Raw genomic sequence first — 14,623 nt, 5'->3', positions numbered from 1 at the left:
TGATGATCGACACCACGCTGCTGGAGGCACTGACCAGCGACGCCGAACGCGACCAGGTTGAACAACTCGTCGTCGGCGCGGTCGTCGCTCACGACGGCAAAGTCCTGCTGCTGCAACGACCGGCCGACGATTTCATGGGCGGCATCTGGGAACTGCCCAGCGGCAAGGTCGATCCGGGCGAAACCCTCGACCAAGCCCTGATCCGTGAAGTGAAAGAGGAGACCGGACTCGACATCGCGAGCATCCGAAAGTACCTGGGCGAGTTCGACTATCAATCCGGAAGCGGCAAGAAGAGCCGACAGTTCAACTTCACCGTCGACGTGGTCGATCCCGAACCGGTCGAGCTGACCGAGCATGACGCCTACACCTGGACAAATCTGGCCGAAGAGCCGCCCGTCACCGACGCCGTTAAGGAAGTACTGCACCGGTATCGGACTGTCTGACCGCAATTTCGGGAACGGCCGCCAGCGCAGGCTACTCGTGAGCACCAACCCGGTTGAAGCCCGCCGAGGGCCGGATCGCCGAGCCATTCCGCACGAAGGGAACGAGAGATATGCCCGACAGCAAGCTGACGGTTGATCGGATAGCCAAGCGGCTCGAACGTGAAAAACAGTTCGCCCGTGACGTTGGTTGCCCGACCAGTGATTTGCCCGTCGCCGACTACCTACACGCCCCGGTGTGGTCGTGCTCGGCCGATCCGGGCGCGATGACCACCGCACAGGCGCACAAGGCGATGCAGGTGCACCTCGAATGTTCTGTGGACCGATGCCGTGTGCGCCGACGCGCTCGCAATACGTTGGTCGACAACGGCCGGATGGTTCTCGATGAACGGGCGGATGGCTAACAGCCATTCACGCCGGACTGCGTGCATATTCGATGGATCAAGTTGTCGCGCTGCGGGTTTGGAACTGGACGACAGGCCGTTCGAGATCAACGACCACGCGGTCATCGTCGACGGCTGAGCGAGCAGCTCCGCGCCGCCGACGGATCGGATTGGGGTTATAGACCTAAGTCGATGTCTCGTTGCCATGCGACGATCTGGTCATCGTCGGTATCGAATCCGAGCTCATCCGCGGTACTCCAACCGCACTGCTGCTGTAGGTCGGCAGCTTCCACTGCTGATTGATAGTGGGCGCCGTCGTCGCTGTCGGTGCTCTGTGTTTCGGCTGCCGGGCCGTGAAGGAGTTCGTCGTTGTCTACCAAGGCAGTACGTGGTTCTGGTTCCGTGAATATGGTGGTGTCGCGGCCCGCCGGGGTCTCAATCGCGGGGTTGGTCGTGTCCTCGCGGTTGGGTGCGTCGGCGGGTGAGGTGTCGAGTTCCAGCCGAGACCAGAGTGCGGCGGCGGGCATCTCATCGGGCAACGGCCGCGTTCGGGCGGCGTTGGTGAGGCGGGTTTCGATGTCGATTCCGGCGTGGTGAGCGGTCTCGATCTTGGAGGCGATGCTCGGCCACCACGGGTCGTTGACGACCCGTGGTGCGATGGTTTGCACGAGAGGTGCCCACTTGTTGGCCGGGAGGTGCGCGTCGCCGCGGACGTTGGTGACGCGGGTGTCGAGCAGTTGCTGGTGTTCTCGCTCGAGCACGGTGTGCCGGGGCGGTCCGGTTGGACGTAGGTCGCGGTCATCGACATGCAGCGAAGCGCGCCACACGGCGAGATCATGGACGAGTTGTCGATCGGTGTCGAGGAGGGGGTGGACCCACGGCGGTGCTGAGGCGGGTGTCCACGTTGCGGCGTCGGCCCGGATCTGGTCGGCAAGGTCAACGACGATACGTGCGCGGGCGGCGAGCTGTGTGGTGTCGCGCTCGGCGTCTAGGCGGGCGGGGATTCCGACAGCCCAAGGGAGTGGTCCGGGTCCGGTGGAGTGGGCGCCGGTTGGGTCGAGTCGCCAGTCGAGCACGGCGGCAATGTCGTCGGCGGTGTCGAGTTCGCGTGCGTTCTTCGCTTTGCGTAACTCGGCGATCGGATCATGTCCGGACAGCGCGATGATGGCGAGATGTTGGCGCAGGACTGGGTAGGCGGGGCAGTCGGTGAGGTGTGCGAGGACCGCCTCAGCGTCGGCGTCGAGGCGATCCAAACCCTCGGGACCGAGTGCGTTTTCGGCGGCGACACCGATCGAGTCGAGGTAGATATCGAGCGCGCGGCTGATGCGTTGGTGTGGATCGAGCGCGTCTCGCAGCGTGGTGTGCGCGGATTTCTGTGCGCCATCATGGGCGAAAACGCGCAACAAAATCTCGACAGCGGTGCGCGGATTCGCTGCGGGTTCGGACCAGAACGACCCCTCCGAACCGTCCAAGGCGGTCGGGACGTAGACGTGGTTGGCGAAGATTCCGCGGGTGAGTGCGACGTAAAGTTGCGGCAGAGATTCACCTCCGGTGAGTGCGACGTGACAGGTTTCGGCGGTGATTCCTTGCGCGGAATCAATCGTTGTCGCGTACCCGAGGCGCACATGTTCGCCGACATAGTCGGCGGGCAGTCGCACACTGTGGACCGGTTTTCGGCCGGGGCTATGGTGGGTTGCTGTGAGACTTCCGTCGTCGTGGACTGCGGTAACGATCCATGTGTAGCCGTTGCGGACCCAGTCACGTTCGCCTAAACGCAGTCTCGGATTGTTGCGTCGGGTGCGGATGACGTCACCTACCGACGCCGCCAAGCCGTCGCAGAGCACCGATTGCACGCCCACCGGTCTACCAGCGCGGGCGAGGCGATCGGCGCGGGCACGCGCATTGAGCTCGGTCACCACAGAATGCGTCGCGGCCAACATGATGGTGTCGCGGCCTGCGAGATGATCCGCGGTCCAAGCGACGAACGCGTCATCGTGGACCGCACCTTCGTGTCCGCCGTGGATGCGGCCGTTGTCCAGATACCAGCCCAATGCGGCCGGATCTCCTTCGCGCAGCTGCAAACTCGCGATCGCTTCGCCGCTGGAGTTGAACCGGACGACGTGGGTCAGGGTCAGTGTGGCGTCGGGAGTCGTGGCGGCCATGTCCATGTCGGCTCCGCCGGCTTCGATCGATGCGAGCTGGCGCGGGTCACCGATACAGCGGATCGTCGCTCCGCGATCGGAGAGAAACCGCAGCAGGCGAAGGCGTTTGCGGTTCCCGATTTTGGTGTGCTCGTCGACGATCACCAACGTGTCAGGATCGATATCGAGGACCCATTGCGGCAACGACGGCGGATACTCTCGGTCGAGATACGGGTTCGTCGGTGTGGGGGTGTGCCGGTTGAGGACGTCGAGGACCTTGTCGACGGTCTCGACTCGTTGGTTGATCGACTCGCCGAGTACTGCCGCCGCAGCTGCGGTAGGGGCGAGTCCGAGGACTCGGCCGCCGCTGGCCGTCCACGCGTTTCCGAGCACCGCCATCGCCGTGGTCTTGCCCGAACCGGCGGGCGCGTTGGTGGTGCGGACCCGCAGATTCGACGCGCCGAAACCCTGGATCACGCTGACCTGCCCCGCATTCAGCGGCCGATCGGGATGCGCGGCGTTGTAGTCGTCGACTGCGGCGGCGATCGTTTCTGCAGGGAGCTGGCGAGCGCCGGGTTGGATCGACAGATCGATCAGCTGCTGTTCGACTGACAGAGTGCGCGCTGAGGTGTAGACCTGGCTGCCCGCCGAGGTGTACACGCTCGTGCCGTCTCGGCGCCGCAACACCACCGGGACCGTGCGGAGTTCGGGCTCGTCGGTCAGATCTGGATCGTATTGGGCGACGGCATGTGTTGGGGAAATGGTCTCGGCCAGCACTGCTTCTGCGACGTGTTCCCAGTCTTCGCCGCGCACCTTTCCCCGCAGTTGGCGTTCGATTTCGGCCCTCAAGTTGTTTGCCTGCCAGGTCGCTCGGTGCTCAGAAATGACCTCGATGACACGCTCGGCAGTGTGCGTGATCCACTGCTCGGTGATCGGTGGGCGGGTCGTCCGTCGTGGATTCAACGCCGTACTCACCATGCGAGCCAACGCTTCTCGGCCTCCAAGAAGTGTTGCGGCCTCTTCGCGCCAGGTGTTGCGTTGCTCGGCAAGGGAGCGCAGGAGGTGTTTGGCGGGGCGGGTTTCGAGGGTGGCGCGCTCGGCGAGGTCGAACATTTCTCCTGGTGTTGGTTCGCGCCCGTGGAGGGTTTGGAACTGTGCGGTGAGCTCGCCGAGTCGGGTGGTGATCGCGGTGTCGCGGCGCGACCAGGCGGTGATCAATGGTGTTGGGATGCCGACGATTTCCCGGATCGGGCGTTTGGCGGGGTCGTGGCCGGGGCGTTCGGTGAACTCGACCCCGGTCAATCGTTCGAGGTGATGTTCGAGGCGGGTGTTGTATATCTCCGAGGTTGTCACCGACGCGCGATAGATTTCGGAGCCGTCGAGGGTGCGCCACTTGCCGTCCAGGGTGCGTACGCGGTTGGCGATGAGCACGTGGGTGTGTAGGTCCGGGTCACCTGCGCGGCTGTCGCGGTGGGAGAAGACGGCCGCGACGATACCTTCGACCTCGGCCTGCCGGACTCCGTTGCGGCCCAACCTAGTGAAGATCGCGTGCTCCTCGAGCCAGCGCAGTGCGTCGGTGATGGCGGCATGGTGTGCGGCCTCGATCTGCTCGGACACCGTGCGCGGCGCAACCGCCCACAGCACCGAGACCGACTTGACCGGCGAGAAGGTGATGTCGAAACCGGCGACCGCGGTGGTGTGCGGGCGCGAGTTCTTGGCCACCCACCCCGACAATTCCCGCGCATCAACCGGTGGCCGGTCGTAGGTTCCGGTGAACATTTCGAACGCGACATGGGTACGAATCTGCGCCCGATCTGCATCGGAAATAGCATCGCCGGGAGGTAAATCGTGCGCGATATTGTATTGCTCGAATGCCTTTGCGCACCGTTTCCGGTACTCGGAAGTATCTGCATAAAGCCGGAATGGATGACCTAAACGGGTTGCCTTGTCGGCGGCTCGGGCGGCGTCCTTGTGCTTCGCGCCGAGTCGGATCTGCTCGTCGTAGACACGGTCTTCGATCACCTCGGCGTTCGGATGGCGCCCCAGTCCGAACAGGGATTTCATTTGTTCCTCGGTGACTTCCTCACCTGCATGGATGTCCAGGCCGGCCAACCCGGAGCCGCGCCAGCGGCCTGGTGTCTCTCCCCGCTCGGAGTAGTAGCCGGCGAGACTGGGGCGGCCTCGGGAGAAGACATCGTTCGCGGCGACATTGCGGAGATAATATTGATACCCATTGCCTGCCACGACTTTGTGGATCGTCGCGGTCATACCTCCAGCAAGCATTATTGCGGCCACAAAGTCCAGGGGTTGGACTTGCTTCTTTAGTATCAAATCCACCAAATCCCCTGGTGGTTATAGGATCGTTATCCTCGATGCAAGAGGTCTGCTTGCTGAGAATGTAGGGGAAGGTGGGGAGGGGTGCGAGTAGCAGTGGGGTAGGTGCGAGTTTGATTGAAGTGCTGAAGGTTTGGAGGCGTGGATGGTTGGTGCGGCTTGCAGTGGGGAGGAGAGGTGAATCGCGATCCGGTTTCTGCTGCGGGAGTGACGTGACGGCGGACCGACAACCGCGGCGCTTCGATCGCAGGGAGCGCGGAGCCGGCGTGCACCGGTCCCGGCGGATCGCGGGCGGGTGCCAACGGTGGTGAGGATGCCCTCGCGGAGGTTCACCGCGTCGGGATGCCGAGCTCGTGAGTAGATGCCGGACACGGGTTTCGATTTCTTCGCGGATCGGTCGGATGGTGTCGAGGTCTTGTCCGGCGGGGTCGTCGAGTGCCCATTCTTCGTAGCGGCGGCCCGGGTAGAGCGGGCAAGCGTCGCCACAGCCCATGGTGATGCCGATGACGTCGGCGGCTTGCAGGATTTCTTCGGTCCAGGGTTTGGGGAATTCGCCGGTGATGTCGATGCCGACTTCGCGCATGGCTTCGACTGCGGCGTGGTTGATTTCGTTATCGGGTTCGTTCGGATCCGCCAGTGCTTGTCGGGCGCAGTCGCTAGTATCACGCGGATGGACGCGGTGCAGGTACAGAAGAAGCTTGAGCTCTCTCCCGATGAGGACTTCGTCCTCACAGCGTGGCAGTACCAGATGATGCAGCGCGACATCGCCGCATCGAAGGGCAAGCACCTTCCGTCCAAGCGCGAAACCCGTAACTCCTTTCGCGACAACGCGGTTGCGGCCATCGTGCAACGCAACCAGGGCGACTGGTCGCCTGCTGTTGCAGAAGTCGTCCACCAGATCGCTGCGGATGGTGAGTCTCCGAATCTCGAGGCACTCGAATCCGCTGGGCCACAGATCTCCTCGGTCGTGGCGAGACGGTCACGGGCCCTGCTTCTGCTGATCGACCTGTATGGGTTCGAGCCGTGGGTGGAAGGCAAATGGGAGAAGGCTGTCCGCGCCGAAGCTCTCACCGCCGCCCATCGGTCGATGGATCAACTCCATCCCGAAGACCTCGCTGCTGTGGAAACCGCATACAAGGACGCGATCAAGAAGCTCTCGAAGGCAAGCAACTGGACCAAATACGCACTCCTCGCTGGTGCCGGGCTCGGACTCGGCGTCCTGACCGGCGGCCTCGCCGCGCCAGCAATTGCCGGAGCGTACGGGGCGCTTGTCCTCGGATATTCGGGCGCGGTGGCGACTTCGGCGGGCTTGGCCGCGATCGGCGGCGGTTCCATCGCTGCCGGTGGCCTCGGCATGGCCGGTGGTGCCGCGCTCATCACCGGCTTCAGCGGTGCTGCGGGAGTCGGGGCAGTCACGCTTGCGGGAAAGGCTGCCGGGTTCACGGCAGCTCGCATCGCAGCCGACGCCATCCGACTCCACGTCGTGACCCAACTCGTGCTGCGCGATGTCGACGGCAACGAAGAGGCAGCAAAGGCCGTCATTGTCAGTCTCCGCGAGCGCGTGACAAACCTGGGCAAGACCGTCGTGACTCTCGCCGAGCGAATCGAAATCCTTCGTGCGCAACTCGAGACAAAGCAGGCCGAGTTGAACGCGGAGCGGGATCAACGCCAGCTGGCCGAAGACCGCGTTGCCCGCTTCCGGAGCGTCGCTGACCGGCTCAAGGAGCGGGTCACAGGACCCGAGAATGAGGAACTCCAGGCCTTGCTAGCCGAACTCGAGGAAGTCGAGGGCCAGAAGAAGACCGTTGAGACCCTTGCCCAGGGGGTCTCTGTCCTCGCTGATGACCTCGAGGAAGCAGCGTGAGCGCCGCTGACGGTAACTCCAGTGACCGGGTCTCGCCGATCGATGACGACTATGTCGGCAACTTGGACGCACTCACGCGCGACCTCGAAGACATCGAAATGATCGCTGCGTCAGCGCTTTCGGACAAGCCGATCGACCACGCGGCGACACAGCGCATCGTGAGCACCTCGACTGGCCTCACCTATTCCGACCTAACGACCCACCATCAGCAGCGTCGCGAAGTCGAGGGATGGGGCGAGTCCGACATTGCCGACATCCTCGATCCGATCGCGCTGCGGCAGCGCGATGGGTGGCGGGCGGCCCAAAGGGTTCCGTGGGAACGTGGCGACCTGGTTGTCGTGGGTGTCTCCGGGCTTATCGGCGCACTCGGAAACCTCTACGACAGCCAGGTAGACGCAGCAGTGCTCAGCGGTCTGTCCTTATTGAAAAGACCGACCTGCTGCGCCGATGGGAGAGGGAGACCGCCCGACTCCCCATCGATTACACCGGCCCGAAATTCGGCGGTCCGGCACATCGCGTTCGGTCCGCCGGGCACGACATCGGCAGGTTCTTCAACGCCCTCAATCAGATCCGCACTGGGACCTTCGAAGGTACGTGGTGGGAAGACGGACAGCGGATGTTCGAAACGGTTGCGACAACTCGCTCCGGTCTACCGTTCGCGCAAGCGCCCGAGCGGCATCTCGCAGTCGCGCTTCTGTTGAAACACTGGGCGGCAGATTTTGTCACCCCGATGAACTTGCCGCTGCCGGGTTGGACACTTCTCTACGAGATGTCGAACCCTGACTTGCGGAAGTTTGCCAATGACGCTTACGCCGGAACGAACTCCGGCGACGGGTTGAATCTTCGCTCCGGAATGTTGACGCCGGGCCTAGGGATGCTCGCGACCGAGGTCGTCATCCGAACTCACACGCACCTCGGGGCATACCGTTCCACGGGCACTTCACGGCTGGCGACTCCCGCAGCGGCCAAACACGCGGAGATGCTGCTTGCCGCGCACGCCGCAGCCGGAGCGATCAGCTTGTCGAAGACCACTGCAGCGGCGATTGCTGGTGAAACCGTAGTCGCCGCTCGACACCTCAACGTTCCTGTTCTCATTCGGGTGGGCATGCTCGCGCTAAAAGTCCGCTGCGATGCCGCGGTCCGCGCAGAAGCCGGTGCACCATCGTGGGAAACGCTGCTCGCTGATGAAGCGGCGACTTGGACCCTGCCCGAAGCAATCACTATCGCGGACCTCTGGGACTGCCCCGAGCTCGGTTGACCCATCCAGCTACGCCGGCGGGGTCGACGACGTAGTGCCGCGCTGTACGAATTGGGAACTGTCGCGGCAGGCACTTGTTCAGAAGGTGCTCCTATGCCGTTGATCTGCAGTATCTTTCAGATAAGGGTGCCCGCGGCAGCGGTCTTTCTCTGGCTCGACGAGGCAGATCCGGCCGAGCGTCTCGGAGGAGGCCGTCCGCCGTGGTGCCGACGATGGGACTCATCGGGGGAGGAGTTTGCTATGGCCGGTTCGGCATGGCCTGCTGGCACATTGATGGCTCGGTTGACTGTCGAATCGGGCCGAGATCTGCTTGGGTTGGCACCCCCGCAGCGGGTTCCGGCGGGTACGGTTCTAATCAGCCAGGGTGATCTGCGAAGTCATGTCCTCCTGTTGCGTTCTCATGACCCGGCGCGTTCGGCATGTGTGAAGATCACGGCTGCCTCTCGTAATGGACAGCAAGGCCTGCTCGGCATCAGGGTCAGCGGCGATGTGGTCGGTGAACTCGCGGCATTGCGCGGCACGCCGCGGATGGCGACCGTGATTACCTGCACCGACACAGTGACACACACCATCGCGCACCGTGACTTCCTCAGTTTCCTCAACACCCGAGTCGACGCGTGGGAAGCGCTGTGCCGGATGATCGCGGATAGGCTGGACTGGGCGAACCGCCGCCGCCTCGACTTTGCTGGATACGAGGTACCGATCCGATTGGCCCGAGTGCTGCTTGAACTGGCAGAACGGCATGGTAGTGCACTCGCGGGCAGATACGGACTGGGAGTACGGCTTTCACAGACGGAGCTCGGCGCACTCATCGGGGCTCGCGAGGACACCATCAGTTCGGCCATGCGGCAGTTGCGCGCGCAAGGGCTAGTGACCACGGCCTACCGCACCGTCACTATCACTGACCTCGACGGTTTGCGCGTCTTCGCCGACGACTTCTGAGGTTTCAGCAGACTCCGGATTAATACGGAGTCTTGATATTTGATCGATGTCACGCTTGAAGTGCTTGTAGGAGTGTCGGTCGGGTGATTCATCCTTCGACACATCGGTCGACGGAGGGATGGCAGTCTTGGCCAGGAATACGGAATTCAGTCGGCGCCTGCTGTTATCGGTGGACGCGGTTGGCTACGGAGCCGGTGATGATCAACGCCATCGAGTGATCCAGACAGGTCTGCTTGCGGTCTTGGAACACGCTGCCGCACAGGTCGGCCTCGATCGGTCTGCCTGGGCCAAGCAGCCAGCGGGAGACGGGGAACTGGCGATTTTGCCACGTGATCAGTCCGATCGGGAACCGGTCATCGTCGATGACTTCGTTCGGGAGTTGAATGTAGCGCTCTCCGAACACAATGAAGAGCTGCAGGACAGGTCGCGACTGAGACTGCGACTAGCCATACATTTTGGCGCCGCGGCACCGGCGGACAATGGATTCGCAGGAAAGGGTGTCGTTATCGTTTCCAGGTTAGTCGAGTGTACTCAGATCAAAGGTGCACTACGTGCAGTGCACGCAGCCAACCTGGCGGTGATTCTCTCCGCACAGGTGTACCGCGACGTGGTCGTACCGCGATACACCTCACTTGCCAGAACATCATTTCGTGAAGTGCTGGTCCGGAACAAAGAGTATACCGAATCGGCGTATTTGTACCTGCCGGGACATGATATATCAGCCGTCGAGCTTCCGGCGTCCGAGGTAGATGACCACGTCAGTGCCACTGAACCGTCGGTCGAAATTGGTAATAGTGGTCCACAATCGGGACCGGACAGACGACAACCTAGTGTGTCGACGACGATTAACGGCGACGTCAACAACTCGAACGGTGTGATCGGAATGGTTTGGAATCAGTGATGGCCGAATACGATGACAGAGCTCCGGAATCTGCTCCTGGTCCAGCACGGAATGACGGTAAGCCTGCTGATCTCGAGAATTCGCAGCCTGTAAATTCGGCGAACAGCCAGGGCGCAGTCGAACAGCCATCCCAACCTGATACATCTGAATCGGCCGCAGCCACCGACTTGGCCGACAGTGTTGACGATCGATCTCTTGAGTACGATTCGGATCGAAGTTCGGGAAATCGGTCGGTGTACCTAAACCAGTACTTCACGGGGACGGTCAATGCCTCCGGTTCTCGGTTCGGCGTTTCAGACATTCCCAAAACTCCCGTGCCATTGACTGGAAAGCTGAATGCCTCTGATATCGAAGAGCTTGCGGTCGGATACGTCCGGCCTGCCGCGTTCGCTGCTGCTTTCGAGGCTTTGCAGAGAGTTCACGCCGTCGTGCTCGAGGGGGCATCGGGCACAGGAAGACGAGCAGGGGCGACGATGCTGCTCCATGAGCTGGCAACTGGTCCTTTGAAATCGCTGCCGCCTATGCCGGTGGAGGAGCTCGCAAAGTATGAGTACGAGGTGGGGCTGGGCTATCTGGTCGCTGACAGCGAGTTCGCCGGACCTCGAGTCAACTCAGAGCATGGGTGGCATACGGTCCGTGATCAGGTCTGTGATGCTGGCGCCTGGTTGGTGATCACTGGTCCGGCGACCAATGGACGAGGCTCTGAATTCGTTCCCAGTGTCAAGTGGCAGCAACCCGAGACTCATGCTGCTGTCAGGACATGGCTGGGGTTAACCGACATCGCAGACTCCGAGTTCGATGCGAAGCTAGCCGAGATCGAATCACACGTGCCGTCCGAGTTCGCGCTCTCCGAATTGCGGCAGGTCGTGACACTGGTCGGTAATGGAGTCGAAACGGCGGATGCGATCCAGGTGTTCAAGGAAGGGGCCCGACAGCGGGTAGGCGAATGGTTCGATGCTCACGACGAGCGCTCACGAAGAACCATGCTGACCGTCACTGCCGCTGCCTTTCTCGGCCGTTGCGGTCAGCGGCTATTCGAATCGTACCTGATCGAGTTGGAGCACCACTTCGTGGGTACTGAGTCGGCAGCGGATGGTGTGAACGAGACGCTCGTGATTCGCGGCGATCTTATTCCAGAACTTCGCAGCATCATGGTCGACGACAAAAGCTTACTACGTCTGAAGTCGGCCGAATCTAGTATCACGCCGAAGTCGGATGTCGCGTTTCGAGAGGACTCATATCGAGAGTATGTCATCGCAGAGTTGTGGCGGCGAATGGATGTCAATTTCTGGAACATAGTGCGTGATTGGTTGTGCGATATCCTCGCTGAGTCTTCCGATAATGAGGTCACGCATGAGCACGGGGTAGCGCAGGCGCTGCTGGAGCTGGCGAATATCGCCTTTGATGAAGTCGCCGAGGCCTACCTGGAGCCCTGGTCGCGAGGCGAGCGAGGATTGGCCTGCCGAGATATGGCGATTTTCGTGCTCTGGGATATGTGTGCGGGCAAAGTGCTGGCTCCCGTGGCATTGCAGATCGCAGCGCGTTGGGCGGAATCGGGTACTGCGCACCAGAAATGGACTGCCGCATACGCACTGAGCGGCGTAATCGGATTCAGCTACCCTGAGGAAGCGGCAGGAAAACTGTGGCGGTTGATTATTCGAAGCAGCAACCGCGACGCGGAGGAACGATGCGATGAACTGGCTGAACTGTTCGCGCGGTTAGCAACGAGGTCTCCGCAGGCGGATGCAGTGCTGACCTTCCTGGTTGCCAAGCACGGTGATGCGAGACTGGGCCGGAGGGGTCGATTATTGGTGGAATTTGCGATTACCCGGGTACTCGCGATCCGGGACAGTGTGACCGGACGATCCGCCATATTCAGTCACCTCGATGATTTTCCGAGCCAAGAAGATATTGTAGCGCAATTGTGGACAATCGCTTTGCGCCGCAATGATTTTCGTCGTCGAGTGCTCGATGCGCTGCTTGACGGCTTGCATGATCTAATTGAGATCTCTGCGGAACCGGAGCGGACAACTCGCACGCTCGCCAGTGCTTTCGCGCGGACTCTGCCGCCGCGACAATGTCGGGCGCTAGCACACAATCTGACGGCTCGACATCGGCAGCGCACCGTCGTGGCCTCGAAACGGCGGGCTATCCGGCGTTCGAAGGCATCCGAAAAGGCCGCGCAGCGCGAAAGTCGGGTGACGGATTTGGTGCGAATCCTGCTGGCGCCCTTGGTAATCAACCACACAGACTGAAGGAGATGCGATGCGATATCCGATTCTCGATCAGCGGTATCTCGACGTCGTTCCCCGGCGGTGGTTACACCGAAGGGTACGTGAAATGGACGAACTGCCGAGGCCCAGTGCGCACGAGGTACTGGTCTATCGGGTCAACGGTGAATTTGTTGTCGACACAGGAGGTTTCAGAGCAACGAACAGTCGGGTGGTGGAGGCATCGCACGTGAGCTTGGTCGACATAAGCCTGCGCGCCCCGGTAGTTGTCGAGATTGTAGTCCCGGCGGCTGGCGCAACGACGTTCACTGTTCAGGTGACGTTCGAGTGCACCGTCACGGACCCGGCACTGATAGTTCGGCACGGCCGAGCGGATGCACGCTCCTTCCTTGAGAGCTATCTCCGTGCGAGCCACCAGATCTTCGAGCTCGCCCACGTCCATACCCTTGCCGAGATCAGCACGGTCCGACGAAAACTCAACGAGTGGCTACTAGGCGACGCAGTGCAGAACCCGCCGGTCGAGCCGGGTATGGAGATCCGGGTGTCGAGCGTCGAAGTGCTGATGCCCGCCGAGTTGGCGGTTTTCGAGCGTCAGCGTCGGGAACTGTGGCAATCGACCGTCCTCGATTCCGAACGTGCCGACCTTACCCATTCACTGGCAAACAAACTCGGGGAGCAGCACCATGAGATGCGGGCGGTAAGCCAGCAGCGCGAGCAGAAGCTCTCCGCTGAACTGCGGCGCTTCCATCTGCACGAGGTTGAGAAGCATTTCGAGAAGATCGGCGCAGGCCCCCAGTTCGCGCTCTACCTGGCACTGATTCGCGGGGAACTCACCTCGGTCGAGTTTGCGAACCGCGTGCAAGGCGAGTCGGAGCGTGAAGACACTCGTCGCCAAGAAGCAGCGAAGCACGCGGTGACCGAATACGTCAGCGTGCTGAAGGAGTGGTTCAACCGAGGTGGGGCCGACTACGCGAATGTAGATCCCGACAAGCTTGACGGCTTGCTCAACCGGTTGGTCGATGACACGACAGCAGCGATTCATGAGCTGCCCCTTGGCGAGCTGCTTAAAGAGGTTCAGGCAGGGCCGTCGGATCACCACCATGGCGACGCGGACTGAAATCGATGTCGGGAAGAGGGGTAGGTCAGATGCGGCTATCAGTTTCCGAGCGGTTGCACACGGCGTTGCGGTGGATGGACGGAGGCCGAGATGGACTCGAAAATGCTTGGAAGACACTGGATCTTGTGATCGCACTGGTCAAGCATGCAGAGACGAAAGCGATTGCAACGCTAGCGGCAGCAGGAGTACTTGGCCAGGTACTTTTCACGCTGGTCCACCCTGGGTCAGGGAAGACGCGAGCCGAAGTGCTCGCTGTAGCGAGTTCCTGTGCCTTCTTTGTTACTGCGGCCGGTGTCTGTGCTGTATGCGTCCTTTGGCCGCGGCTGAAGTCCGGCGACCCGGCGCTCAACCTGCTATACCTCGGAGATGTTGCTGCAAACCGGGGTCTCACGCGTGACCGATACATCCTGGCGATATCAGAGTTGGGCCGGCGGCCCAACGACGTTGTCGAGCAGGTGGCGGCGCAGATATGGGCGAACGCGGAAGTGGCTCGTCGTAAATATCAGTTTGCCAACATTGCCACCGGGTGTCTGCTGGCTGCGGTGCTGACGTTGGCAGTGACTGTATTCATGTCCGTGATGCTGGCTCGGTCATAGACACAGCTTTGCGGTCAGCGTTTCCGCAGGTCGAGTTGTGTGTTTAGCACGTGTGTCCCCCTCCGGACACGTACAGTACGTCCACGGGTTGTGTTGGCTGAACTTCAGCTAGCACAACCCGTTTTTCGTGGTTGTAGGTCATCTTGAGGCCGAGTTGGCGATAGACCTCGAGCTTGGCTGTGCCGTCGACGCGCCGCAAGATCTGCACAAGGGCGCCCAGGGATTCGACGAGTTGGCGAATCTCATTGCGGCTCAACGTAGGGCGTACTTCCATTGCGGCCTGCGTGGAGGCGAGTTGTGCGGCGGCGACTTCTCGTTCGGATTGGACCTGTCTGGTCCAGGTCGCGATCAGTTGAGGGTCGGTGCCGGCTTCCAGCGCTGCTCTATGACGGACTGACGTTGATCACCAACGGATC

General features: G+C 61.6%; 11 protein-coding genes and 1 pseudogene. 10 read left to right on the top strand and 2 right to left on the bottom strand.

Annotated features, from left to right (window positions below; all coding sequences use genetic code 11):
* Positions 1 to 2 precede the first annotated feature (2 nt).
* Both ACIA8C_RS13285 and ACIA8C_RS13280 read left to right on the top strand, forming a co-directional pair.
* Positions 3 to 443 (top strand): NUDIX domain-containing protein, encoded by a 441-nt coding sequence (locus ACIA8C_RS13285; protein ID WP_397134185.1) that lies wholly within the window; start codon positions 3 to 5, stop codon positions 441 to 443.
* A 53-nt stretch (positions 444 to 496) separates the two neighbouring features.
* Positions 497 to 844, top strand: a complete 348-nt coding sequence (locus tag ACIA8C_RS13280) for a hypothetical protein (protein WP_397134183.1) — start codon at positions 497 to 499, stop codon at positions 842 to 844.
* Between the two features lie 155 nt (positions 845 to 999).
* On the opposite strand, the gene mobF is transcribed toward ACIA8C_RS13280, so the two are convergent.
* Both mobF and ACIA8C_RS13270 read right to left on the bottom strand, forming a co-directional pair.
* On the bottom strand, positions 1,000 to 5,232 hold the full coding sequence (gene mobF / locus ACIA8C_RS13275; RefSeq protein ID WP_397134181.1) for a MobF family relaxase: 4,233 nt from the start codon (positions 5,230 to 5,232) through the stop codon (positions 1,000 to 1,002).
* A gap of 421 nt (positions 5,233 to 5,653) precedes the next feature.
* Positions 5,654 to 5,920: pseudogene (locus tag ACIA8C_RS13270) on the bottom strand (arsenate reductase ArsC); the annotation flags it as partial.
* Between the two features lie 126 nt (positions 5,921 to 6,046).
* Here ACIA8C_RS13270 and ACIA8C_RS13265 point away from each other — a divergent pair.
* From ACIA8C_RS13265 to ACIA8C_RS13230, 8 genes are all read left to right on the top strand, one after another.
* Positions 6,047 to 7,162: a hypothetical protein gene (locus tag ACIA8C_RS13265; RefSeq protein ID WP_397134180.1), complete on the top strand. Its 1,116-nt coding sequence runs from the start codon at positions 6,047 to 6,049 to the stop codon at positions 7,160 to 7,162.
* Entirely contained in the window at positions 7,159 to 7,863 is a 705-nt protein-coding gene (locus tag ACIA8C_RS13260; protein ID WP_397134178.1) for a hypothetical protein, read from the top strand. The genes ACIA8C_RS13265 and ACIA8C_RS13260 overlap by 4 nt, the downstream gene beginning before the upstream one ends.
* 29 nt (positions 7,864 to 7,892) lie before the next feature.
* On the top strand, positions 7,893 to 8,420 hold the full coding sequence (locus ACIA8C_RS13255) for a hypothetical protein (RefSeq protein WP_397134176.1): 528 nt from the start codon (positions 7,893 to 7,895) through the stop codon (positions 8,418 to 8,420).
* A 93-nt stretch (positions 8,421 to 8,513) separates the two neighbouring features.
* Entirely contained in the window at positions 8,514 to 9,362 is an 849-nt protein-coding gene (locus ACIA8C_RS13250; RefSeq protein ID WP_397134174.1) for a Crp/Fnr family transcriptional regulator, read from the top strand.
* A 118-nt stretch (positions 9,363 to 9,480) separates the two neighbouring features.
* Positions 9,481 to 10,263 carry a hypothetical protein gene (locus tag ACIA8C_RS13245; RefSeq protein ID WP_397134172.1) on the top strand — a complete coding sequence of 261 codons (783 nt, stop codon included), beginning with the start codon at positions 9,481 to 9,483 and terminating at the stop codon, positions 10,261 to 10,263.
* Positions 10,263 to 12,518, top strand: coding sequence for a hypothetical protein (locus ACIA8C_RS13240; RefSeq protein ID WP_397134170.1), 2,256 nt, complete (start codon positions 10,263 to 10,265; stop codon positions 12,516 to 12,518). The genes ACIA8C_RS13245 and ACIA8C_RS13240 overlap by 1 nt, the downstream gene beginning before the upstream one ends.
* Before the next feature lie 10 nt (positions 12,519 to 12,528).
* Positions 12,529 to 13,611, top strand: a complete 1,083-nt coding sequence (locus tag ACIA8C_RS13235) for a hypothetical protein (protein WP_397134168.1) — start codon at positions 12,529 to 12,531, stop codon at positions 13,609 to 13,611.
* Between the two features lie 125 nt (positions 13,612 to 13,736).
* Entirely contained in the window at positions 13,737 to 14,207 is a 471-nt protein-coding gene (locus ACIA8C_RS13230; protein ID WP_397134166.1) for a Pycsar system effector family protein, read from the top strand.
* Positions 14,208 to 14,623: the final 416 nt, after the last annotated feature.

It is taken from the genome of Nocardia sp. NPDC051321 (genome assembly GCF_044455225.1).
In the GTDB taxonomy this organism is placed as follows: domain Bacteria; phylum Actinomycetota; class Actinomycetes; order Mycobacteriales; family Mycobacteriaceae; genus Nocardia.
Note: the sequence above shows the minus strand (reverse complement) of the source record. Positions and strands in the feature narration are given on the sequence as shown.

Excerpts from the sequence above, each read along its gene's own strand:
- ACIA8C_RS13285 (WP_397134185.1), top strand. The coding sequence starts at position 3 with ATGATCGACACCACGCTGCTGGAGGCACTGACCAGCGACGCCGAACGC.
- mobF (WP_397134181.1), bottom strand. The coding sequence starts at position 5,232 with ATGACCGCGACGATCCACAAAGTCGTGGCAGGCAATGGGTATCAATAT.
- ACIA8C_RS13265 (WP_397134180.1), top strand. The coding sequence starts at position 6,047 with ATGATGCAGCGCGACATCGCCGCATCGAAGGGCAAGCACCTTCCGTCC.
- ACIA8C_RS13255 (WP_397134176.1), top strand. The coding sequence starts at position 7,893 with ATGAACTTGCCGCTGCCGGGTTGGACACTTCTCTACGAGATGTCGAAC.
- ACIA8C_RS13250 (WP_397134174.1), top strand. The coding sequence starts at position 8,514 with ATGCCGTTGATCTGCAGTATCTTTCAGATAAGGGTGCCCGCGGCAGCG.
- ACIA8C_RS13245 (WP_397134172.1), top strand. The coding sequence starts at position 9,481 with ATGGCAGTCTTGGCCAGGAATACGGAATTCAGTCGGCGCCTGCTGTTA.
- ACIA8C_RS13240 (WP_397134170.1), top strand. The coding sequence starts at position 10,263 with ATGGCCGAATACGATGACAGAGCTCCGGAATCTGCTCCTGGTCCAGCA.
- ACIA8C_RS13235 (WP_397134168.1), top strand. The coding sequence starts at position 12,529 with ATGCGATATCCGATTCTCGATCAGCGGTATCTCGACGTCGTTCCCCGG.